The organism is Arthrobacter sp. Soil762 (assembly GCF_001428335.1).
Classification (GTDB): Bacteria; Actinomycetota; Actinomycetes; order Actinomycetales; family Micrococcaceae; genus Arthrobacter.
The window spans coordinates 88,339-108,837 of sequence record NZ_LMSG01000023.1; the positions used below are offsets into that span (position 1 = coordinate 88,339).

Annotated in this window: 18 protein-coding genes and 1 pseudogene; 11 read left to right on the forward strand and 8 right to left on the reverse strand. The window is 66.1% G+C overall.

What is annotated here, in order from left to right; translation table 11 throughout:
• Positions 1-3 precede the first annotated feature (3 nt).
• The 4 genes from ASG77_RS20185 to ASG77_RS20200 all read left to right on the forward strand — a co-directional run bounded on the left by ASG77_RS20185 (position 4) and on the right by ASG77_RS20200 (position 6,504).
• Positions 4-1,506 carry a malate:quinone oxidoreductase gene (locus tag ASG77_RS20185; RefSeq protein WP_056349261.1) on the forward strand — a complete coding sequence of 501 codons (1,503 nt, stop codon included), beginning with the start codon at positions 4-6 and terminating at the stop codon, positions 1,504-1,506.
• Positions 1,507-1,577: 71 nt separating this feature from the next.
• Positions 1,578-4,811 carry an efflux RND transporter permease subunit gene (locus tag ASG77_RS20190; RefSeq protein WP_056349264.1) on the forward strand — a complete coding sequence of 1,078 codons (3,234 nt, stop codon included), beginning with the start codon at positions 1,578-1,580 and terminating at the stop codon, positions 4,809-4,811.
• Positions 4,812-4,924: 113 nt separating this feature from the next.
• Entirely contained in the window at positions 4,925-6,034 is a 1,110-nt protein-coding gene (locus tag ASG77_RS20195) for an LLM class flavin-dependent oxidoreductase (protein WP_056349267.1), read from the forward strand.
• A complete protein-coding gene (locus tag ASG77_RS20200) occupies positions 6,034-6,504 on the forward strand; it encodes a MarR family winged helix-turn-helix transcriptional regulator (RefSeq protein WP_056349269.1) in 471 nt (156 codons plus the stop codon). The genes ASG77_RS20195 and ASG77_RS20200 overlap by 1 nt, the downstream gene beginning before the upstream one ends.
• A gap of 39 nt (positions 6,505-6,543) precedes the next feature.
• Here ASG77_RS20200 and ASG77_RS20205 read toward each other — a convergent pair whose 3' ends face one another.
• Together ASG77_RS20205 and ASG77_RS20210 are read right to left on the reverse strand one after the other, a co-directional pair.
• Entirely contained in the window at positions 6,544-7,350 is an 807-nt protein-coding gene (locus tag ASG77_RS20205) for a transglutaminase-like domain-containing protein (RefSeq protein ID WP_056349271.1), read from the reverse strand.
• A 71-nt stretch (positions 7,351-7,421) separates the two neighbouring features.
• Positions 7,422-8,237, reverse strand: a complete 816-nt coding sequence (locus ASG77_RS20210) for a hypothetical protein (RefSeq protein WP_056349274.1) — start codon at positions 8,235-8,237, stop codon at positions 7,422-7,424.
• 94 nt (positions 8,238-8,331) lie between these two features.
• Between ASG77_RS20210 and ASG77_RS20215 the strand changes: the two genes are divergently transcribed.
• From ASG77_RS20215 to ASG77_RS20225, 3 genes are read left to right on the forward strand one after another with little or no spacing between them, the layout of a single operon-like run.
• On the forward strand, positions 8,332-8,994 hold the full coding sequence (locus tag ASG77_RS20215) for a DUF1684 domain-containing protein (protein WP_056349282.1): 663 nt from the start codon (positions 8,332-8,334) through the stop codon (positions 8,992-8,994).
• 47 nt (positions 8,995-9,041) lie between these two features.
• Positions 9,042-9,890, forward strand: coding sequence for a fumarylacetoacetate hydrolase family protein (locus ASG77_RS20220; RefSeq protein ID WP_056349284.1), 849 nt, complete (start codon positions 9,042-9,044; stop codon positions 9,888-9,890).
• Positions 9,891-9,907: 17 nt separating this feature from the next.
• Complete coding sequence (locus tag ASG77_RS20225) at positions 9,908-10,399, forward strand: GtrA family protein (protein WP_056349287.1); 492 nt, start codon at positions 9,908-9,910, stop codon at positions 10,397-10,399.
• A gap of 45 nt (positions 10,400-10,444) precedes the next feature.
• Here ASG77_RS20225 and ASG77_RS20230 read toward each other — a convergent pair whose 3' ends face one another.
• The 6 genes from ASG77_RS20230 to ASG77_RS20255 form a co-directional block, all read right to left on the reverse strand.
• Complete coding sequence (locus ASG77_RS20230; RefSeq protein WP_056349290.1) at positions 10,445-11,602, reverse strand: cysteine desulfurase family protein; 1,158 nt, start codon at positions 11,600-11,602, stop codon at positions 10,445-10,447.
• Positions 11,603-11,609: 7 nt separating this feature from the next.
• A complete protein-coding gene (gene nadC, locus ASG77_RS20235) occupies positions 11,610-12,482 on the reverse strand; it encodes a carboxylating nicotinate-nucleotide diphosphorylase (RefSeq protein WP_056349292.1) in 873 nt (290 codons plus the stop codon).
• Positions 12,475-14,301, reverse strand: a complete 1,827-nt coding sequence (locus ASG77_RS20240; protein ID WP_056349295.1) for an L-aspartate oxidase — start codon at positions 14,299-14,301, stop codon at positions 12,475-12,477. The genes nadC and ASG77_RS20240 overlap by 8 nt, the downstream gene beginning before the upstream one ends.
• A 53-nt stretch (positions 14,302-14,354) precedes the next feature.
• Entirely contained in the window at positions 14,355-15,677 is a 1,323-nt protein-coding gene (gene nadA, locus ASG77_RS20245; RefSeq protein WP_056349298.1) for a quinolinate synthase NadA, read from the reverse strand.
• On the reverse strand, positions 15,674-16,384 hold the full coding sequence (locus ASG77_RS20250; RefSeq protein WP_056349648.1) for an NUDIX hydrolase: 711 nt from the start codon (positions 16,382-16,384) through the stop codon (positions 15,674-15,676). Before ASG77_RS20250 ends, nadA begins: the two co-directional genes overlap by 4 nt.
• A gap of 157 nt (positions 16,385-16,541) precedes the next feature.
• Positions 16,542-17,021, reverse strand: coding sequence for an Lrp/AsnC family transcriptional regulator (locus ASG77_RS20255; RefSeq protein ID WP_056349300.1), 480 nt, complete (start codon positions 17,019-17,021; stop codon positions 16,542-16,544).
• Positions 17,022-17,195: 174 nt separating this feature from the next.
• Between ASG77_RS20255 and ASG77_RS20260 the strand changes: the two are divergent.
• The 4 genes and pseudogenes from ASG77_RS20260 to ASG77_RS20270 all read left to right on the forward strand — a co-directional run.
• Positions 17,196-18,551: pseudogene (locus ASG77_RS20260) on the forward strand (amino acid permease); the annotation flags it as partial.
• 72 nt (positions 18,552-18,623) lie between these two features.
• Positions 18,624-18,845, forward strand: a complete 222-nt coding sequence (locus ASG77_RS22760; RefSeq protein WP_268760680.1) for a biotin/lipoyl-containing protein — start codon at positions 18,624-18,626, stop codon at positions 18,843-18,845.
• 4 nt (positions 18,846-18,849) lie between these two features.
• Positions 18,850-19,677 (forward strand): alpha/beta fold hydrolase, encoded by an 828-nt coding sequence (locus tag ASG77_RS20265; RefSeq protein ID WP_056349303.1) that lies wholly within the window; start codon positions 18,850-18,852, stop codon positions 19,675-19,677.
• 99 nt (positions 19,678-19,776) lie between these two features.
• Positions 19,777-20,427, forward strand: coding sequence for a serine hydrolase (locus ASG77_RS20270; RefSeq protein WP_442854259.1), 651 nt, complete (start codon positions 19,777-19,779; stop codon positions 20,425-20,427).
• The last annotated feature ends 72 nt before the right edge of the window (positions 20,428-20,499 follow it).

Here is a 20,499-nt window from a genome sequence, read left to right on the forward strand (position 1 = left end):
ATTGTGACCTTCATATCCAAGACCCAACATGCCGACGTCGTACTGATTGGCGGCGGCATCATGAGCGCCACGCTCGGGGCGTTCATCAAGCAGCTTGAACCGAACTGGACCATCTCCCTGTTCGAACGCCTGGATCAGCCCGGGCTGGAAAGCTCCGACCCCTGGAACAACGCCGGAACGGGCCATGCCGCCCTCTGCGAGCTCAACTATTCCCCCGCAGCCAAAGACGGCTCAGTGGACCCGGCCAAGGCCCTGCTCATCAACGAACAGTTCCAGCTGTCCCGCCAGTTCTGGTCCCATCTTGTGGAAGAATCCCTGATCGGCTCGCCGAAGGGCTTCATCAACACCGTCCCGCACATGAGTTTTGTGATCGGCGAGAACAACGCCAAGTTCCTCAAGACCCGCTACGAGGCGCTCAAGCCCCACACGCTGTTCCGCAGCATGGAGTACTCCGAGGACCACGCTCAGATCGCCAAGTGGGCACCCCTGATCGTCAAGGGCCGCGACCCAAAGCAGCGCATCGCCGCCACCCGGTCAACCGAGGGAACCGACGTCGACTTCGGGGCACTGACCCGTGAGCTCACCACCTACCTCGGGCACAACGGCGTCGAAATCAACTACGGCCATGACGTCAGTGGCATCTCCAAGGCGGCCGACGGCGGCTGGGACCTTTCCATCAGGCACCCGGCTTCCGGGGAACACGGCAAGATCCACGCCAAGTTTGTGTTTGTGGGCGCGGGCGGCGGCGCACTGCACCTCCTCCAGGCCTCCGGCATCCCGGAGAGCAAGGGCTTCGGCGGCTTCCCCGTGTCCGGCCAGTTCTTCCGCTGCACCGACGAAAAACTCGCCGCCCAGCACAGCGCCAAGGTCTATGGCCAGGCATCGGTGGGTGCCCCGCCCATGTCAGTCCCGCACCTGGACACCCGCTACGTGGACGGGAAGCGTTCGCTCCTGTTCGGCCCCTACGCCGGCTTCTCCACGAACTTCCTGAAAAACGGCTCATACCTGGACCTGCCGCTGTCCATCCGTCCCAGCAACATCATCCCGATGCTGGCCGTGGCCAAGGACAACATGGACCTCACGGCCTACCTCCTCAAAGAGGTTGCCAAGCGCCACGGAGACAAGGTGGAAGCCCTGCGCGAGTACTACCCCGAAGCCAAGGACGGCGACTGGGAGCTGATCACCGCCGGCCAGCGTGTACAGATCATCAAGAAGGACCCGAAGCGGGGCGGCGTGCTGCAGTTCGGCACGGAAGTCATCGCCGGGCGTGACGGCACCATCGGTGCGCTGCTGGGTGCGTCGCCTGGCGCGTCCACAGCGGTGCCCATCATGATTGAGCTGCTGCAGAGGTCCTTCCCCAAAAACTTCAAGGGTTGGCAGGGCAAGCTCAAGGACATGATGCCGGGCTACGGCGTGAAGCTGGATGAGAATCCGGATCTGGCCGCAGAGCTTGAGACGGCAACGGCCAAGTCATTGCAGCTGGAGAGCGTTTCCGCCAACCACTGACGCCCGGCCTCAGGCCCGGCGGGACGGGTCGGGTCCTCAGGAGTCCGTCAACCCCACAGGAGAGACCCGCGATGTTCCGGCTGGCACAACTTTCATTGGCAAACCGGGCGCTGATCGCGCTGATCACCGTCTTCGCGACGGTGTTCGGCGTGATCACCATGTCATCGCTGAAACAGGAACTCATCCCCTCCATTGAGTTCCCGCAGATCACGGTCCTCTCCGCCATGCCCGGCGCGTCACCCGAAGTGGTGGACAAGCAGGTCAGCGCACCGCTCGAAACCGCCCTGAACGGCGTCGAAGGCCTGGAATCCACCTCCTCGACGTCGCGCAACGGGGTCTCGCAGATCTCCATGGTGTTTACCTACGGGACAAACCTCGACCGCGCCCGGAACCAGATCGACCGCGCCATCTCCAACGCCAAGCGCTCCCTGCCGGAGGACGTGCAGCCGCAGGCCATCGCGGGCAGCATCAGCGACTTCCCCATCGTGTTCCTGGCAGTGTCCTCGGACAAGCCGCTGAGCGAACTGAACGCGGACCTCCAGCGCCTCTCCGTTCCCCGGCTCCAGAAGATCGACGGCGTCCGGGGAGCCGACGTGACCGGCGGCGCCACCCAGCACATCGAGATCATCCCCCGGCCCGAGGCGATGGCCGCCAAGGGCGCTACGATCGAGTCCATCCGGAACGCCCTCTCCAACAACGGCGCGCTGATCCCGGCCGGGACCATCCAGGAGCAGGGGAAGACGCTCTCCCTCCAGATCGGCAGCCCGGTGGATTCCCTGTACGCCATCACGGCACTCCCCCTGGGTGGAGCCAAGGATGCCGCGACCATCGGCACTGTGGCCGACGTCAGCCTGCAGGACGACGAACGGACCTCCATCACCCGGACCAACGGCCAGGAAACGCTGGCGGTGTCCGTGACCAAGAAGCCCGAGGGCGACACCGTGGGAATCTCCCACGCCGTGAACGACTCGTTGGCGGCCCTTGAAGCCGAGCTGGGGTCCAACGCAAAGTTCACTGCAGTGTTTGACCAGGCCCCGTTCATCGAGAAGTCCATCAAGGACCTCACCACCGAGGGCCTGCTCGGGCTGGGCTTCGCCGTAGCCGTCATCCTTGTTTTCCTGATGTCGGCCCGCTCCACCCTTGTTACTGCGGTATCCATTCCGCTCTCGCTGCTGATCACGTTCATTGGTCTGTCCGCAACCGGATACTCACTGAACATCCTGACCTTGGGCGCCCTCACTATTGCGATCGGCCGGGTGGTGGACGACTCGATTGTGGTGATCGAAAACATCAAACGCCACCTCAGCTATGGGGAGGAGAAAGTCCCCGCGATCCTCACCGCGATCCGGGAGGTGGCCGGAGCCATCACCGCCTCCACGTTGACCACCGTGGCGGTCTTCCTGCCCATTGCCTTCGTGGGCGAGCTCGCCGGCGAACTCTTCCGGCCCTTCGCCCTGACAGTCACCATGGCGCTGCTGGCATCCCTGCTGGTATCGCTGACCATCGTTCCGGTCCTGGCCTACTGGTTCCTCAAGAGCCCCGCCAGTTCCGCCGCCGGTTCGCCCGCTGCCCGCGAAGCTGCCGCCCGTGCTTCTGCCGGCGCCCGTGCCCAGGCACAGGAAGCCGAACAGAACAGCCGGCTGCAGCGTGCCTACCTGCCCGTCCTCAGCAAGACCCAGAAGCATCCGGTGCTGACGCTGGTCGCCGCCGTTCTGGTGCTCGGCGCCACGGCCGCCATGACGCCGCTGCTGTCCACCAACCTCCTCGGCGATTCCGGCCAGAACAGCCTGACTGTCCGCCAACTGATGCCCGCTGGCACAAGCCTGGCCGACACCAGCGCAGCCGCCGTCAAGGTCGAGGACGTCCTCCGCGGCATCGAGGGTGTCAAGAATGTCCAGCTCACCTCCGGAAACGCGCAGGCGGGCTTTGCTGCCCTGACGTCCTCCGGCGCCGCCAACTCCACGTTCACGGTGGTGACGGATGAAAAGGCCAATCAGGCAAAGCTCCAGGAAACCGTCCGGACCGAAGTGGGCAAGGTGGCCGGTTCCGGGAAGATTACCGTCGGCACGCAGCAGGGTGGCTTCGGGACATCCTCCACGGTGGACATCACCGTCAAGGCGGCAACATCCGAGGACCTCCGGACGGCCAGTGACGCCATGGTGCAGGCCATGACAGGCGTGCCGGAGACCAGCGAGGTGACAACCAACCTCGCGGCCAGCCAGCCGGTGGTCCAGGTCAAGGTTGACCGGGCCAAGACCGCGGCAGCCGGACTGAACGAGGAACAGGTAGCCGGCGTCCTGGCTGCCACCATCAGCCCCATCCCCGCCGGTACGGTCCGGATGGACACCGACGATTTTCCGGTCCAGATCGGCAAGGGCACCCGGTTCACCAGCATCGACGCGGTGCGCAACATCGCACTCCCTGCATACGGCGCCCCCGTCACCCTGGGCAGCATCGCGTCCGTGGAACAGGTGGACGTGCCGGTCTCCATTACCGCCAGCAACGGCCAGCGGACCGCCAAAGTGTCAGTCACGCCGTCGGGCTCCAACCTCGGTGCGGTGAACGCGGAGGTGCAGAAGCGCCTCACGGAGGTCAGCCTCCCCGCAGGGGTCACCGCCGAACTCGGCGGCGCCACCACCCAGCAGGCCGAGTCCTTCCGGCAGCTGGGCCTGGCGCTCCTAGCCGCGATCGCCATTGTCTATGTCATTATGGTGGCCACCTTCAAGTCGCTGATCCAGCCCCTGATCCTGCTGGTGTCCGTTCCCTTTGCCGCCACCGGCGCCGTTGCCCTGCTGCTGGCCACGGGCGTTCCGCTGGGCCTGCCGTCGCTGATTGGAATGCTGATGCTGGTGGGCATTGTGGTCACCAACGCCATTGTGCTTATCGACCTCATCAACCAGTACAGGCAGCCACGGGACGGCCGCGGCGGGATGAGCGTGGCGGACGCAATCACCCATGGCGCCAGGCAGCGGCTCCGCCCCATCCTCATGACGGCGCTGGCCACCGTTTTCGCCCTGACACCCATGGCGCTTGGCCTGACCGGGGGCGGCGGCTTCATTTCCCAGCCGCTGGCCGTGGTGGTGATCGGCGGCCTGGTCTCGTCCACAGCACTGACCCTGGTGCTGGTTCCTGTGCTGTACCGGCTGGTGGAGGGACGGCGGGAAACAAAAGCATTGCTCCGTGCCATGCAGCAGCGCCCGGAGTTTGCGGCAGCGGACGACGTCGATGCCGAGTTCCGTGACTGGACCGCCGGTATGGTGCCTCGCATCAGTGGCCGCCGCGCCGCTCCGGGCGACCCCCAGTAACACCTGGAATATTCTCGCCGGGGAGGCGTTATATCCGTCGATACATGCAAACGCATGAAAATCGGGTATAGTGGAAGCAAGCCCAGAGAAGCCCAGGAAACGGAAGGCACACCATGCAGATCGGCGTATTCAGTGTCAGTGACATCACCACTGACCCCACCACCGGCCAGACGCCCACGGAGAACGAACGCATCAAAGCGGCCGTTGCAATCGCCAAAAAAGTCGAGGAAATCGGCATGGATGTATTCGCCCTCGGCGAGCACCACAACCGCCCGTTCTTCTCCTCCTCCCCCACCACCACCCTCGCGTACATCGCCGCGCAGACCGAGCGGATCACCCTCTCCACTGCCACCACGCTGATCACCACCAACGATCCGGTCAAGATCGCCGAAGACTTCGCCATGCTGCAGCACCTCGCCGACGGCCGCGTGGATCTGGTCCTGGGCCGCGGCAACACGGCTCCGGTCTACCCCTGGTTCGGCAAGAACATCCAGGACGGCGTGGAACTGGCCATCGAGAACTACAGCCTGCTGCGCCGGCTGTGGGACGAGGACACGGTGAACTGGTCCGGCAAGTTCCGTACGCCACTGCAGAATTTCACCTCCACCCCGCGACCGCTCGACGGCGTGGCCCCCTTTGTGTGGCACGGCTCCATCCGCACGCCGCAGATCGCCGAAGTGGCCGCCTACTACGGCGACGGCTTCTTCGCGAATAACATCTTCTGGCCCAAGGAGCACTACCAGCAGCTGATCAGCCTCTACCGTGAGCGCTACGAGCACTATGGCCACGGCAAGGCGGACCAGGCCATCGTGGGCCTCGGCGGCCAGTTCTTTATGCGGAAGAACTCCCAGGACGCCGTGAAGGAATTCCGGCCCTATTTCGACAACGCGCCCGTCTACGGCCACGGCCCGTCGCTGGAGGACTTCACCTCCCAGACACCGCTCACCGTGGGCAGCCCGCAGGAAGTCATCGAAAAGACCCTGACGTTCCGTGAGTACTTCGGCGACTACCAGCGCCAACTGTTCCTGATCGACCACGCAGGCCTGCCCCTGAAGACAGTGCTGGAGCAGCTTGACCTGTTCGGCGAGGAAGTCCTCCCGGTCCTCCGCAAGGAATACGCTGCCCTCAAGCCCGCCCACGTGCCGGATCCGCCCACCCATGCCGGCCGCGTGGCCGCCCTGATGGCAACCCAGGCACCTGAAACTGCCCCTTCGGAGGCATGATGGCTGCCGACGGAAACGAATCACCCATCCGTTTGGCAGCGGAAACCTGGGAATCCCTGTTCCGGGCGCAGGTTGCCGTCATGCGCAGACTGCAGGCCGGTCCCGCTTTCCGGAAAGTGGCACTGAACGAATACGACGTGCTGTTCACGCTGTCCCGGTGTCCGTCCGGCTGGCTCCGGCTCAATGAACTCAATGACCATGTCCTGCTCAGCCAGTCGAGCCTCAGCAGGCTGGTTGAGAGGCTGGAAAAGCGCGGGCTTGTGGTCCGGATGGCGGCCCCCGACGACGGCCGCGGCGTGCTGCTGAAGCTCACCGAGGAAGGGTCCGCCCTCCAGAAGGAGATCGGCCGGGAGCATGTGCGGGACATCTCCAGCCTGGTGGGGCCGGCCCTGACGGCTGCCGAGCAGAGGGAACTCCAGCGGCTGACCGAGAAACTCCGGCATTCCGTGGGGGCGCGGCCGGCAAAGTAACTACCTGAAGTGACCGGCCGGGAAGTAACTGCCCGGGAACTAGCCCAGCATGACCAGCTTGGCCGGATCTTCCGACGGCAACTGGCCGTTGACCACAGCGCTGACGCGCAGCTCGTTCAGCGTCAGGCGCCCGCCAACGGTGGACAGGAACGCGGTGTCCGATGAGTCCCGGCCGGCGGTGATCCGCAGCATCGACTCCCGCGGGGCCAGCCCCGTGGGGTCGATGACGTGCCAGGCGCCGTTGATATGGGCCTCGGCTACCGCGTGGAAATCCATGGGGCTCAGCCCCGGTGCGTACACGGCGGTGAGCCGGGCCGGGACGTCCTTGGAACGCAGCAAGGCGATGGCCAGGTGCGCGAAGTCCCGGCACACCCCCCTGCGGTGCAGGAGGGTTTCCACGGCGCCGTCAGTTCCCCTGGAGGAACCGCTGATGTACCGCAATTCCCCGAAGACCCAGCTCCGCACTGCCTGGAGCAGTTCGGCACCGTGCAGGCCGCCGAATTCGGCATATGCCGTGGGCAGGAGCCGGTCCGACTCCGCGTAGCGGCTTGGCCGCACGTAGCGGATGAGCTCAGACAGGGTGGCTTCTTCCGGAACGGCCTGCCCGGCCACAGTCGCTGTGTACTCAACGGTGACCTCGGCGGGTTCAGCGAACTCCATATAGTGCAGGCGGCCGCCGTGATGGTCCGCGAGTTCCTGCAACGGAACCGGCTGACCGTCGGCCGTGACAGTCAGGAATTCATCAAACGAGGTGTAGCCGGGATTCCTGGCTGCTGCGATGGCCAGGGCTGCCTTCGTGTCGGCGATGGTCCTGAAAACCATACGTGCTGAAACGGTGCGTTCCATGTATCTCCGGGGTCTGAGGTAGTGGCAGAACTTCCCGCATTGGCCCTGGGTTGTGGGTGCCGGGGGCGGGACTAGTTTTTGATCTCCAGAGACATTAGCATCCGCTGGACGTTCGCGAATTCCGAGCTCTCGTCCACGTACTTTGCGGCCTGGCCCAGGGTGTCAAACGCCTTGGCCGGGGCCACCTTCTCATCCGGGGCGAAGGCCTTCAGGACTCCGAGGTCACCGAACGAGTAGTCACCTTTCCCTGCCGGCCCGCGGACCGCATTCCGCAGTTCGCAGGCTTGGCCGTCCGCCCCGCCCACAATGTTGGTGATGCCGTAGGAGCCGAAGTATCGGTAGCCCTGGATGACGCGGAACACGGCGTGCGGCGCGATGGTGCCTTCCCCCGTCAGGCCGGGAAGGTCCAGCGGCACGCTGCTGATCACAACGTAGGGTTTCCGGGCAGCCTCGGGGCACTCGGATGACGACGGCGGCAGTCCTGTCCGCAGGGTGGCCACCACCGTGCCGTCCTGCTTTTTCACCTCAATCTTCAGGGCACCCGGCAAGGTCCCGTCCTCGGGTGTACCGGACTGGGCGATCCATTCCTCCGGCAGGTCGAAGCTGACGGTCTTCGCCGGATCGGTAAAGGTCTTCCAGGCAGCCGCTGTTGCGGCAGGCCCGGGTGATGCGGACGTCGAGGCGCCCGCTGTGGCCGAAGGATCCGACGACGGGGACCCGGTAGCGCCGGCGGTATGGCTCGTGCTGGCGCCGGGGCTGGCCGAGGTGTCCGGCTGCGCCGTCCACGTGGAATCGCTGTTACCAGGCGCGCTGCACCCGGCCGCCAGGGCCCCGGCCATCAGTAGCGCTGCCGTCCGGGCTCCCCACATTGCCGCCTTGTGTGTCATGCAGCCAGCCTATCGGCGGACGCCGGCGGCCATGGGCGGGAGCCTCGTGTCGCCGTCGGAGATTCCCCGCACGCAAGGGACTAGGCTGGTGCCTATGGCGGATGAGCAGTACGGCGCGGACCTTGAGAGCCTGGCGGACATCTCTGCCATCGACATTGCGGACTGGCGGCTGCGGACGTTTGCCCTGTATGACACGGTGCGGAAGGTTGCCGCTGAAGATCCGGCGGAGGCCCATTCCCTGTGGCGGCATGAACGGGACCGTATGTTCGCTACGCACCCGGCCTCAGCCCTCAGCGCGAAGGACAAGTCGCAGTTCTCTGGCCTCAAGACGGCCGACTACGATCCCATCTACCGCTTCTATGTGCCGCTGACCCTTGAGGGAGCCGGCCGGGAAATGACCGTGGAAACCGCCACCGACGGCGTGGTCCGGTTTGTCCGGCTGGGCACGTTCGATCTTCCCGAACTGGGCCAGCTCGGCGTGTGGAAGCTGCACGGCTACGGCGGCGGGATCTTCGTTCCGTTCCGGGACGCCACGGCCGGCCAGCCCGGTGGAACCTACGGCGCCGGCCGGTACCTCCTGGACACCATCAAGGGCGCGTTCCACGGGGTCCATGGCTCGGGGGCGGGCGCGGAGTTTGTCCTGGACTTCAACTTTGCCTACAACCCGTCGTGCGCCTACAACGAGGCCTGGGCCTGCCCACTGCCCGGCCCGTCCAACCGCCTGGCCGTGGAGATCCCGGTGGGCGAGCTGTACTGAGCCTGCCGGAGCCGGCCACCGGCCGCCGGAGGACGTAGGATGTCATCATGACTGCCAGCGCTCCCCGCCGCCTTGCCCGTGTCCGACCCTTGTCCCCGGCTGTTGCCGACGAGCACTTCTTCGTGGCCAATGACGCCCGCGACTTCGGCTCCCGCGCCGGCCGGTCCTGGACAGTTGTTGATTCTCCCTTCGAGGCGTCCCGCGCGAACGCCAACCACCCGGCCCGGCCCGGCTGGGTGACCGGCACTGCAGTGGACCAGGACTCGTTCACCTTCCTGGCGCCATCCGTCCCCGCCAACGTCTTCGGCATGGCGCACAACACCGGCCATGCCGGCCGACACCTCCCCCCGCAGGCCTTCCACAAGGCGGCCTCCAGCGTGATCGGCCCGGGCGAGGCCATCGAGCTGAGCTCCACGGTGGGTTACGTTGACCCGGAAGCCGAACTGACCGTCGTCGTCGGGCGCACCGTCCGTGGCCTGACGCTGGAAACCGCCCGGAGCGCCATCCTTGGATTCACCATCGGCAACGATGTCTCGGCCCGCGATCTGCAGACGTCGGACGAACTGTGGATCAGCGCCAAGAGCCAGGACACCTTCACTCCCGTGGGCCCCTGGATCGTGACGGATCTCGACGACTCGGACCTGTCCATCAGCATCGTCCACAACGGCACCCAACTGAAGGCCGCCAGCAGCACCGATCTCGGCTGGAAAGTGGACGAAATCCTCGTGTACCTCAGCTCCTTCATGACCCTGCACGCCGGCGATCTCGTCCTGACCGGCTTCCCGGCGGAGTGTGCACGCATCCACCCCGGAGACACCGTGGTGTGCCGTGTGGAGGGCATTGGCGAGCTCAGCAACCCGGTGAAGGCTGCGTCCTGGGAGGAATCACCGGCCTGATATGTCAGGCTTGACCCATGGAGACCCCTGCTGCGCCCGCCGCCCAGCTGACGCAGCAGCCTACGCGCGGCGCGCCGGCCACCAAGCATTACCGTGGAATCTTCAGGTTTCCGCTGGTGCGCCAGCTCCTCCGCTTCACCGGCGTCGGCATCATCTGCACCGCCACGTCCCTGGGGCTCTATGCGTTGCTGCGCCCCTGGCTGGGACCGCAGCTGGCCAACGCGGCGGCCCTGGTGCTGACGTCTTTGATGAACACGGCACTGAACCGCAGGCTGACGTTCAAGATCTCCGGGCAGCGCCGGATGGCCCGCGACCACCTCAACGGCATGATCGTCATCGCCGTGGCGCTGGTCATTACCGGCGGCAGCCTGGGCGTGCTGCACTGGCTGCACCCGGACGCCACCGTGTCCGATGAGCTGTGGACCACCACTCTGTCGGGCTTCGTGGCCACCGCCGTGCGGTTCACGATGCTGCGGCACTGGATCTTCCGCCGTGCCCGCCACATCTGAACCGCTCCTGCTGCCCCGCCCTCCTCTCCTCCAGGTTGGGGATCGCTAGCTGCGGCCGAGGGTCCGGACACTCCCGACGGCGGTGCCCACGGCTGCCGCCGCCTGCTCCAGTTCCTCGGATGTCACCGTTGAGGTGAAGCTGAACCGCACAGCTGTCTGCGCGACCTCGGCGTCGTAGCCCAGCGCGGTCAGCACCGGCGACGGCGCATCCGAGCCAGCGGCGCATGCCGAACCACTCGAGCACACCACACCCTGCCGCTCCAGCTCCAACAGCACGGATTCGCCGCTGGTGCCGGGAAAACAGAACGAGGCAACTGACGGCAGCCGTTCCGTCCGGTGCCCGGTGAGCAGGGCCCCGGGGACCGTGTCCAGGATGGTGGCGATGAAGCGTTCGCGGAGCCCTGCCACTCGAGGCGCCAGGTCCGGCCGTTCGGCGTGGGCGAGCGTCAGGGCGGTAGCCAGAGCCACCGCACCTGCCACGTTTTCGGTTCCCGACCGCCGGCCGCGTTCTTGGCCACCGCCGTGCACCAGGGGCTCCATACGGGTCCGGCCGCGGACGTACAGCACGCCGCAGCCTTTGGGCGCGCCGAGCTTGTGGCCGGAAAGGCTCAGGGCATCTACGCCCAGCGCCTTGACATCCAGGGGCAGCCAGCCGCCGGCCTGGACGGCGTCGGTATGGAACGGGATGCCCATCGCGGTGGCCACTGCAGCCAGTTCCGCAACCGGCTGGATGGTGCCCACCTCGTTGTTCGCGTACATGATGCTGACGAGAGCGGTCTCCGGCCGGAGCACGGCCGCGAGCGCCTCAGGCGTCACCCGGCCGGCGCTGTCCACCGGAACCACATTCACGGTGAACCCGTGGAACCGCTCCAGGTACCGCGCGGACTCCTCCACGGCGGGATGTTCGACGGCGCTGATCACCACGCGGTTGAGCGCCGGATCTGCAGCCTGCCGGGCCAGGGCAATGCCCTTGACCGCAAGGTTGTCCGCCTCCGTTCCGCCGGAGGTGAAGGTAACCTCGCCCGGACGGCAGCCGAGCACCTTGGCCACGGCCGCGCGGGCCCCTGCGAGCGCCAACGCAGCGGCCTCGCCCAGCGTGTGATGGCTGGAGGGGTTGCCGAACTCGCCGCTCAGGTAGGGCCACATGGCCTCGAGGACTTCGCGGCGGACGGGCGTGGTGGCGGCGGCGTCGAGGAAGATCATGGCCGAATCAGCCGGCCCTCAGTTCGACGTCCAGGCCCAGGTCCAGGGCAGCCACGCTGTGCGTGAGGCCACCGATGGAGATGACGTCCACGCCCGCGGCCGCGATGTCCGCCACGGTACCGAGGTTGACGTTGCCACTGGCTTCCACAATGGCCCGCCCGGCCACCTGCCGCACGCCGGCCCGGAGCTCATCGATGGTGAAGTTGTCCAGCATGATGGTGTCAACGCCGGCGGCGAGGACAGGCTCGATCTGCTCGGCGCTGTCCACCTCCACCTCGAAGTGCGTGGTGTGCCCCAGCTGGGCCTTGGCCGCGACAAGCAGGGCGGTGAGCTTGGCGGGGTCGCCGCCGGTCATGACGGCCAGGTGGTTGTCCTTGGCCAGCACGGCGTCGGACAGGCTGTAGCGGTGGTTGGCTCCCCCGCCGCAGCGCACTGCGTAGCGCTCCAGCACCCGCAGGCCGGGGGTGGTCTTGCGGGTATCGGTGATGCGCGCTTTGGTACCTTCGACAAGCTCCACGAATTCCGCGGTCTTGGTGGCGATGGCGCTCATGCGCTGGACCAGGTTCAGCGCGACCCGTTCGGCCAGCAGCACGGAGCGGGCGCTGCCCCTCACCCGCGCGAGATGGGTGCCGGCGTCGAACGCTTCACCGTCTGCAAGCAACAACTTCACGTCCGTCTCCGGATCAATGAGCTTCATGGCGTCGCGGAAGACGGTTCCGCCGCTGAACACACCGGGGCCGCGGGCGTTGAGCACGGCGGTGGCCCGGGCCTCCGCCGGGATCAGCAGCTGGGAGGTGATGTCGCCGCTGGGCGCGTCCTCGGCGAAGGCCCGCTCCAGGATGTCCCGGACGGGTGCTGCGGGGAGGGTCAGGCTAGTCATTAACGAGGCTCGCTTTCCGGCTCATGGTGTAACGCTTGTCAAAATGTTCGACGGCGGCATCCGCGGCCACGCTGTCGCTGCGGTAATGCGCCCCCAAGGATTCCCGCCGCTCCAGCGCGGCATGCACCAACAGCTGCGCAGCCAAAAGGAGATTGGCATCCTCATGCTCCCGAGGATCGGAGGAATCAGGAACGTTGATGGGAAAAACATCGGCCGCCCAAGCCCCAAGCACAGCCCCCGCTTCCCGAAGCAACCCGCCATTACGAAGCACCCCAGCGTTAGCAGTCATAAGCCGCCGAAGAGCCACCCGAGAAAACGGCTCCGCCTCAACAAAAGACGTCCCACGAGGACCAGGTGCGGGATCAAACTCAAACTCCCAGGCGATCGGTGCTGGCATCGCGACTGTTTCAGCTCCCAAGGCGACCGTTCCGTCGTCGCCCGAGGGTGTTCCGGAAGCGAGCGTCAAGGGGAGGCCGCTAGCGGCCGAGACAGCGAGCGGAGGAACAGCGTCGGGCGACACCCCACCCGGCGCCGAGGGACTTGCGGAGCTGCCGGCCAGGAGCCCCTCGACCGCCCGCCGCCCAAAGACAAGTCCCTCAAGCAAAGAGTTGCTGGCAAGCCGGTTAGCCCCTTGAACGCCGGTGCAAGCAACCTCACCGGCGGCCAGCAACCCCGGCACCGAGGTCCGGCCGTAGAGGTCGGTAAGGACCCCGCCCATCCAGTAGTGCGCGGCTGGTGCCACGGGGACGAGTTCGCGGGTCCAGTCGACGCCGGCTTCGCGGGTGCGTTGGGTGATGGTGGGGAACCGCTTGGCCAGGTAGCCCTCGCCCCGCCGGGCTTCGACCACCATGGCGTCAAGGAAGACGTGCCCGTTGGGATCCCCAAGGGTCGCGAGGTGCAGGGCGATGCTGCGGGCGACGACGTCGCGCGGGGCGAGCTCCGCGTCGACGTGATAGGCGGGCATAAAACGTTCGCCGTTAGCGTCCAACAGTATGGCGCCTTCGCCGCGGACGGCTTCCGAAATCAGGAGCGGTTCGGTGCCGTTGCCGGCTGCCTCAAGGGCATCGGCCGGCAGCACCATGCAGGTGGGGTGGAACTGGAAGAACTCCAGGTCCGCCACGGCGGCTCCTGCGCGCCAGGCGAGCGCCAGCCCGTCGGCAGTTGCCACGGCAGGGTTGGTGGTCTGGGCGAACAGCTGGCCGGCTCCCCCGGTGGCCAGGAGCACGGCATCGCCGTGGACGCCGAGTTCCCGCCCGTCGTGGAGGAAATTCACGCCCGCCACGCGGCCTTCGCTCTGCGACAAGGACGTGACCTGGGCGTGCCCAATGACCTGGATCCGGCCAGCGGCCTGCGCATCCAGGACGGCCCTGATGAGTGCCCTGGCTACGCCGGCACCGGTTGCGTCGCCGCCGGCGTGCAGTATCCGCGGCGCGGAATGGGCGGCTTCGAGCCCGAGCAAGGGGTCGCCGTCGTCGTCCATGTCGAAACGCACGCCGAAGCGTTCCAGGCCGGCGATATCCAGGCGGGCCTCCGCGCAGAGGACGCGGACAGCCTCCTCGTCGCAGTGCCCGGCCCCGGCCTTCAGTGTGTCTGCGATGTGCGCGGCCACAGTGTCCCCGGGGGCGGGATCGTCGAGGACAGCGGAGATGCCACCCTGGGCGTAGTACGTGTTGCTGTCCGCGAGCGCGCCCTTGGTCAGCAGCACCACTTCGGCGCCGGCATCGGCGGCAAGCAACGCGGAGTACAGTCCCGCAATGCCGCTCCCGACGACGATCAGCCGCCGGGGTGCCGGACCACCGGCTGGGCTTTCTGCGCTCATGAGGGGCTCGTTTCGATTTCCGGTGTTATAGGAGTTGGACTGCAGCGGACGGGCTACAGCGGACGCGAGGCGAGCATACGCTCGAGCGCGGTCTTGGCGTTGTCCTGGACGGAATCGTCCACGCTGATGCGGTTGACGATGCGGCCTTCGACGAACTCCTCCAGGACCCAGGCGAGGTAGCCGGGGTGGATCCGGTACATCGTGGAGCAGGGGCAGATCACCGGGTCCAGGGAGAAGATGGTGTGCTGCGGGTATTCCGCGGCGAGCCGGTTCACCATGTTGACCTCCGTGCCGATCGCGAAAGTGGTCGGTTCGGTGGCCGCTGCGATGGCCTTCTTGATGAAGTCGGTGGAGCCGGCTGAATCGGCGGCGTCCACCACCTCCATGGGGCACTCGGGGTGCACAATCACGTTGACGCCGGGGAACTCGGCACGGGCCTTTTCGATCTGCCCCACGTTGAAGCGCTTGTGGACAGAGCAGAAGCCGTGCCAGAGGATCACGCGGGAATCGAGCAGGGCCTGTTCGTCGTTGCCGCCCAGTTCCTTGCGCGGATTCCACATAGGCATCTGCTCCAGCGGCACACCCATGGCTTTGGCGGTGTTGCGGCCCAGGTGCTGGTCAGGGAAGAAGAGGACCCGCTGGCCGCGTTCGAAGGCCCATTCCAGGACCACCTTGGCGTTGGAGGACGTGCAGACGATGCCGCCGTTCCGGCCGCAGAAAGCCTTCAGGGCGGCGGAGGAATTCATGTAGGTGACCGGAATGACCGGAACCCGCCCCTCGGCGTCGGCCTCGGTACCGAAAATCTCTTCGAGCTGTTCCCAGCACTCCTCCACGGAGTCGGTGTCCGCCATGTCCGCCATGGAGCAGCCGGCGGCGAGGTTGGGCAGGATGACGGCCTGTTCCGGGGTGGAGAGGATGTCCGCGGTCTCGGCCATGAAGTGCACGCCGCAGAAGATGATGGCTTCAGCGTCGGGCCGGGTGAGGGCTGCGTTGGCCAGCTGGAAGGAGTCGCCCACAAAGTCGGCGTACTGGATGACTTCGTCGCGCTGGTAGAAGTGGCCCAGGATCACTGCCCGGTCCCCGAGCTTTTTCTTGGCCGCGCGGATGCGGACATCGAGCTCGGCATCGCTGGCGAGCTTGTATTCCTCCGGCAGCTGGCCCTGGCGCGGCGTCGCGGCCGGGGCAACGTCCGCGCTGGAGGCGCCGGGTCCGTAGGCAGGGGAACCCGCGAGGGCTTCGGCAAGGTCGTATTCCCACGGGCCCTTGGCGAGCGCCGGGCTGCAGGTGGCTGCTGTTTTGCCTGCCGCCGCGCTTCGGGCCGCGCTTTCGGCTTGTTCGCGCGTGATCAGCTGGATGGCTGTGTTGACGCTGCTCATGGTGTGCTCCTGTTATCGGGGTCAAGGCCGGGACGGCCGGTGAAGCGGTAAAGACGCGGCGGGCGGTGCTTGCCGCCCTGGAGGTATTCGCCGGTTTCTTCGATCTCCGGCGTGGATTTGAGCTGGCGGCGGAAGTTGGCAGGGTCCAGCCGGGTGTCCAGGACGGCTTCATAGACCTCCCGGACCTGGGCGAGCGTGAAGTACTCCCCCAGGAAGTGGTAGGCCACCGAGCCGTAGGCCAGCTTGTTCCGCAGGCGCCGGAGCGCGTACTCAACAATGGCGTTGTGGTCGAAGGCCAGGTCCCCCACCTTGTCTGCCCTGAACCACTTCACGTTCTCCGATTCGTCGGCCAGGGCGGCCTCGGTGGGCTGGACCAGCGCCCAGTACACGATCGACACCACGCGCTGGGTGGGTGAGCGGTGCAGCCCGCCGAACGCGTAGAGCTGCTCCAGGTAGCTCGGCGTGAGTCCGGTGGTTTCCCGGAGGTTCCGGGACGCGGCATCCTGCAGGGAGTCAACGTGCGTCAGCGGTCCGCCGGGAAGGGCCCAAAGGTCCTTGTACGGCTCACGAATCCTGCGGACCAGGGGAAGCCAGAGCGTAGGCCGGCCCGAGGACTCGCTGGGCCGCAGGGCGAAGATAACGGTGGAGATCGCGAGCGAGGGTGCAGCGCTGGCCCGTTCGGAGACGTTTGCTGAGCTGCTGTACACGGTCACTCACCCGCTCCCTGCTGCTGGGCTTCACTGCCATCACTTAGTTATAGTCATTTTGACTAGAACTGATTCTACGGCCACCTTCCTCTGATTCAAAATGTTTCGCCGCCCCGCGCGACTGGACGACGGCTCCTTGGGCGGGTCCCCGGCGACCTTACTCCGACTGCCTGGCGGCCGCGGCTTCGAGCAAGTTCAGCGTCCTGCCCTGGAAATGGGTGTCGAGGACAATCACGGACGACGCGCGGAGCACGGTCCTGGTGGCGGTCATCGCATCCAGAACACGCTGCAGGTCCGGATTGGACCGCGCGGCGATCCTCGCCATAAGGTCCGAACTGCCCGAAACGTTGTGGCCCTCGATCAATTCCGGGATCGCGGCCAGCGCCTCGGCCACCGCATCGCGGCCCAGGTCCTGGTTCATAGTCAGTGAGCAGATGGCCACCACCGGGAAGCCGAATTTTGCCGGGTCACGCCGGGGCACCCACGAGCTGATCATGCCGGCCCCCGTCATCCTGTCCAGCCGCGATTCGACGGTGGCGCGGGCGACGCCCAGGACCCTCGAGGCCTCCAGCACCGAGCCCCGCGGAGTGTCAGTAAAGAATCGGACAATTTTGGCATCCAGGGTATCCACGTTCATACAATCTCCACCATGTACCGCCATGGGGTAAGCAAATTGCTAGTCAATAGTCGTCCGAGTGATTCAAAGTGCCACTATCGTTCCACAACCCCTGCCCGCGGGCCAGCGACTTAGGCGGTAAATTCAAGTGGTCCCCGCGGGGGCACCACCCCAACCCCAAGAAGGTTCACAGGCATGACATCGAAGTCCACGGCAGTGCGGCCGGAATCCCACCTCGGCCACTCCATGAAACCCCGGCAGCTCACCATGATGGGATTGGGCAGCGCCATCGGCGCCGGCCTTTTCCTGGGTTCGGGGGCCGGCATCCAGGCCGCGGGGCCCGCCGTGCTGATCTCGTACCTGGTCGCCGGGACGCTCATCATCCTGGTGATGTGGGCGCTGGGCGAGATGGCCGCCGCGAATCCCACCAGCGGCGCGTTCTCCGTCTACGCCGAGCGGGCGCTGGGAAAAACCGCCGGGGCCACGGTGGGCTGGCTCTGGTGGCTCCAGCTGGTGGTGGTCATCGCCGCGGAAGCCCTGGGCGCAGCGGGCCTGCTGTTTTCCGTCTGGCCGGTTATCCCCGTCTCGGCCCTGGCACTGATCTTTATGGTTGTGTTTACGGCCATCAACCTGACGGGCGTCAAGAACTTCGGCGAGTTCGAATTCTGGTTCGCCATCCTGAAGGTAGCCGCCATTGTGGCGTTCCTGGCCGTGGGGGCGGCCCTGCTGCTGGGTCTCCTGCCCGAGGTAGCTTCGCCCGGACTCGCTAACATCACCACTGATTTTGCCCCCGCCGGGCTTGGCGGAATCGCCACGGCACTGTTCGTGGTGATCTTTGCCTTCGGCGGAACCGAGATCGTGGCCGTGGCCGCGGCGGAAACGGAGGACCCGGAGCACAGCGTGGGCAAGGCGATCCGGACGGTGTTGTGGCGCATCCTGGTCTTCTACATCGGGTCGGTTTTTGTCATCGCAGCCGTCCTGCCGGTCTCCTCCGAAGGACTCGCCTCGCCATTTGCCGGCGTGCTCGACGCAGCCCGGATCCCGGGCGCCGGCACGGCCATCACCTTGGTTGCCGTCGTCGCACTTCTCTCTGCACTGAACGCCAACCTCTACGGTGCGTCCCGCATGGTGTACTCGCTCGCCGAACGCGGCGAGGCTCCCCGCTTCCTGGCCAGGCTCAGCGGCGCCAGCGTGCCCATGGTGGCGGTGGGCGTGTCCGTGGCGTTCGGTTTCTTCGCCACGGTTCTGGAGCTGCTGTTCCCGGACCGGATCCTGCCGGCCTTGTTCCAGCTGGTCGGATCCACGTGCCTGGTGGTCTGGGGCACGGCCCTTGTTTCGCAGCTGATCCTCCGGCGCCGGGCGGACCGGGAAGGTGCCGAACTTCCGCTGCGGATGAAGGGTTTCCCAGGCCTGACTATCTTCGGGCTGGTCCTCCTGGGCCTGATCTTCGCCGTCGGCTTCAGTGCTGACAGCAGCCGCGGACAGCTGCTGAGCACGTTCGTTCTGGTCGCCTGCCTCGCGGCAGCCTGCTGGCTCGGCGCCCGGCTGACCCCCGCGATCGCCAGGCCAGCTAAGACATCGGGTTCCTATTTCGCCCGGCGATCAGGTAGAGCGAAACAGCCGATGGTGGAGATGGAAACGAGCAAATCCGCTGTTGAACTGCCCAGTCCGCAGGCAGGTAAAGTGGTCCGTATCTTCGGTGGGGCAGGCGACAGGATCAACGTCGGCGAACCTCTGATCGTGTTCGAGGTGCCGGATAACACCGCCGGTATCGTGGACACGGTCCCGAAGGACGAGGCACCGACGCGCCGGGTCCGCCTGAGCGCCGTACTTGATGAGGACTGACACCATGAGCGGCAGGCACACCGGCGAGATGCATTCCCACACCGTTGAGGGCACTGACCCCCAACTTTTTGTGGAGGTGCACGACCCCCAGAACGACGCCGGGCTGCGCCCTGTGCTGCTGCTGCACGGCTTCTCCTCTTCCAGCAAACTCAACTGGCATGACACCGGTTGGGTGGCGGCCCTGCTGGAGGCTGGCCGCCGCGTCATCACCGTGGACCTGCCCGGACACGGCCGCAGCGGCGCCCCCGAGGACATGGACTCCTACTCCCCCAGCCGGATCCGCGCAGATCTGCTGCAGATAGCGTTCGACGCCGGCGTGCGGCCATTGCACGACGGTGACCCCACCAGCGGGGTGGACGTTGTGGGCTATTCCTTGGGCGCCCGGCTCGCCTGGGAATTCGGCGCCACCCAGCCCGAGATCGTCCACCGCCTGGTCCTGGGCGGACCGAACATCGCCGATCCGCTGGCAGCCTTTGACCTCATCGCAGCGCAGAACTACCTCGCCGACGGAACCCCCATCGCGGACGAGTCCACGGCCGGCCTGCTCAAGATGGCCATGCTCCTGCCGAGCAACAACATCTTCGCGCTGCTGTCCCTGGTGGATGCCATCAAGGCCGAGCCCTTCGATCCTGCCGAAGCCGTACCCCATATGCCGATGCTCCTTGTGGCCGGCGACCAGGATGAACGTGCGGCCACCATGCCGCAGCTTGCCGCACTCGGAATCCGGGCAGGGTCCATGGCTGAACAACTGACGTTGCCTGGCCGCAACCACACCAACGCCATCACCAGCCGGGCTTTCAAACAAGGCGCCATCGCTTTCCTGGGAGTCTGACCAGTGCGCGGCTGATCCCTGACAGGGATTTCATAGCTCATTGGCATCGACACCTTTGCAAGCTCCGCCCCGATTGATGCGGGCCTGGACGCAGCCATCATCGGCGCCAACAGCGAGTACCAGGTGGGTGTTGCGCTGATGGCTACCGACGGCGGGGACGTGCACCAGTACGGTGTGGAGGAACCGTTCGAGGCAGCGAGCACGGCCAAGATCCTGACCGCTGCGGCCTATTACCACCTCGTGGAGGAGGGTTCAGCGTCCCTCGATGATCCGCTGGGCGCGTTCACCTCGGAGTTCCAGATCCAGGCGATGGTCCAGGACAGCAACAACGAATCGTGGAGCCTGCTGATGGCCGCCGTGGGCCTTTCCGAACTTTCGGAGTATGCCGCCTCCATCGACGTCACGTATGACTCCGAGGTGAATACGCTTTCGACCGCCGAGATGGCCCATATCCTGGCGGAACTGTTCGAAGGCCGGCTCCTGGACCAGGAGCATACGGAGCAGCTCCTGTCCTACATGCAGGACACCAACTACGAAAACCTCATTCCGGCCGCAGTTCCGGACGGCATCACCGTCTTCCACAAATACGGGCTGCTCGATGACGAACTCGCCGACGCCGCCATCCTCTCGATGTCCTCCGGCAGCTACGTGCTGGTGGTTTTCACGAAAGGTGCCGACCTGAGCGACATCCCTGAACGGACGGTGGTGATCCAGGAAATCACCAAGGCTGTTACGGCCGCCCTCTCGTAACTGAGCGGCGGTGGGAGGAAGTATCCCCGGTTCCCGGCGCGGCAGCAGAAGGTAGGCTGGAAGCGTGGCGGA

Coding starts and splice junctions, on each gene's coding strand:
- ASG77_RS20255 (WP_056349300.1), bottom strand. CDS start 17,021: ATGAACGTGGATACCCTGGATGCCAAAATTGTCCGATTCTTTACTGAC.
- ASG77_RS20210 (WP_056349274.1), bottom strand. CDS start 8,237: ATGACACACAAGGCGGCAATGTGGGGAGCCCGGACGGCAGCGCTACTG.
- ASG77_RS20215 (WP_056349282.1), top strand. CDS start 8,332: ATGGCGGATGAGCAGTACGGCGCGGACCTTGAGAGCCTGGCGGACATC.
- ASG77_RS22760 (WP_268760680.1), top strand. CDS start 18,624: ATGGTGGAGATGGAAACGAGCAAATCCGCTGTTGAACTGCCCAGTCCG.
- ASG77_RS20200 (WP_056349269.1), top strand. CDS start 6,034: ATGGCTGCCGACGGAAACGAATCACCCATCCGTTTGGCAGCGGAAACC.
- nadC (WP_056349292.1), bottom strand. CDS start 12,482: ATGACTAGCCTGACCCTCCCCGCAGCACCCGTCCGGGACATCCTGGAG.
- ASG77_RS20205 (WP_056349271.1), bottom strand. CDS start 7,350: ATGGAACGCACCGTTTCAGCACGTATGGTTTTCAGGACCATCGCCGAC.
- ASG77_RS20240 (WP_056349295.1), bottom strand. CDS start 14,301: ATGAGCGCAGAAAGCCCAGCCGGTGGTCCGGCACCCCGGCGGCTGATC.
- ASG77_RS20265 (WP_056349303.1), top strand. CDS start 18,850: ATGAGCGGCAGGCACACCGGCGAGATGCATTCCCACACCGTTGAGGGC.
- ASG77_RS20195 (WP_056349267.1), top strand. CDS start 4,925: ATGCAGATCGGCGTATTCAGTGTCAGTGACATCACCACTGACCCCACC.
- ASG77_RS20220 (WP_056349284.1), top strand. CDS start 9,042: ATGACTGCCAGCGCTCCCCGCCGCCTTGCCCGTGTCCGACCCTTGTCC.
- nadA (WP_056349298.1), bottom strand. CDS start 15,677: ATGAGCAGCGTCAACACAGCCATCCAGCTGATCACGCGCGAACAAGCC.
- ASG77_RS20190 (WP_056349264.1), top strand. CDS start 1,578: ATGTTCCGGCTGGCACAACTTTCATTGGCAAACCGGGCGCTGATCGCG.
- ASG77_RS20230 (WP_056349290.1), bottom strand. CDS start 11,602: ATGATCTTCCTCGACGCCGCCGCCACCACGCCCGTCCGCCGCGAAGTC.
- ASG77_RS20225 (WP_056349287.1), top strand. CDS start 9,908: ATGGAGACCCCTGCTGCGCCCGCCGCCCAGCTGACGCAGCAGCCTACG.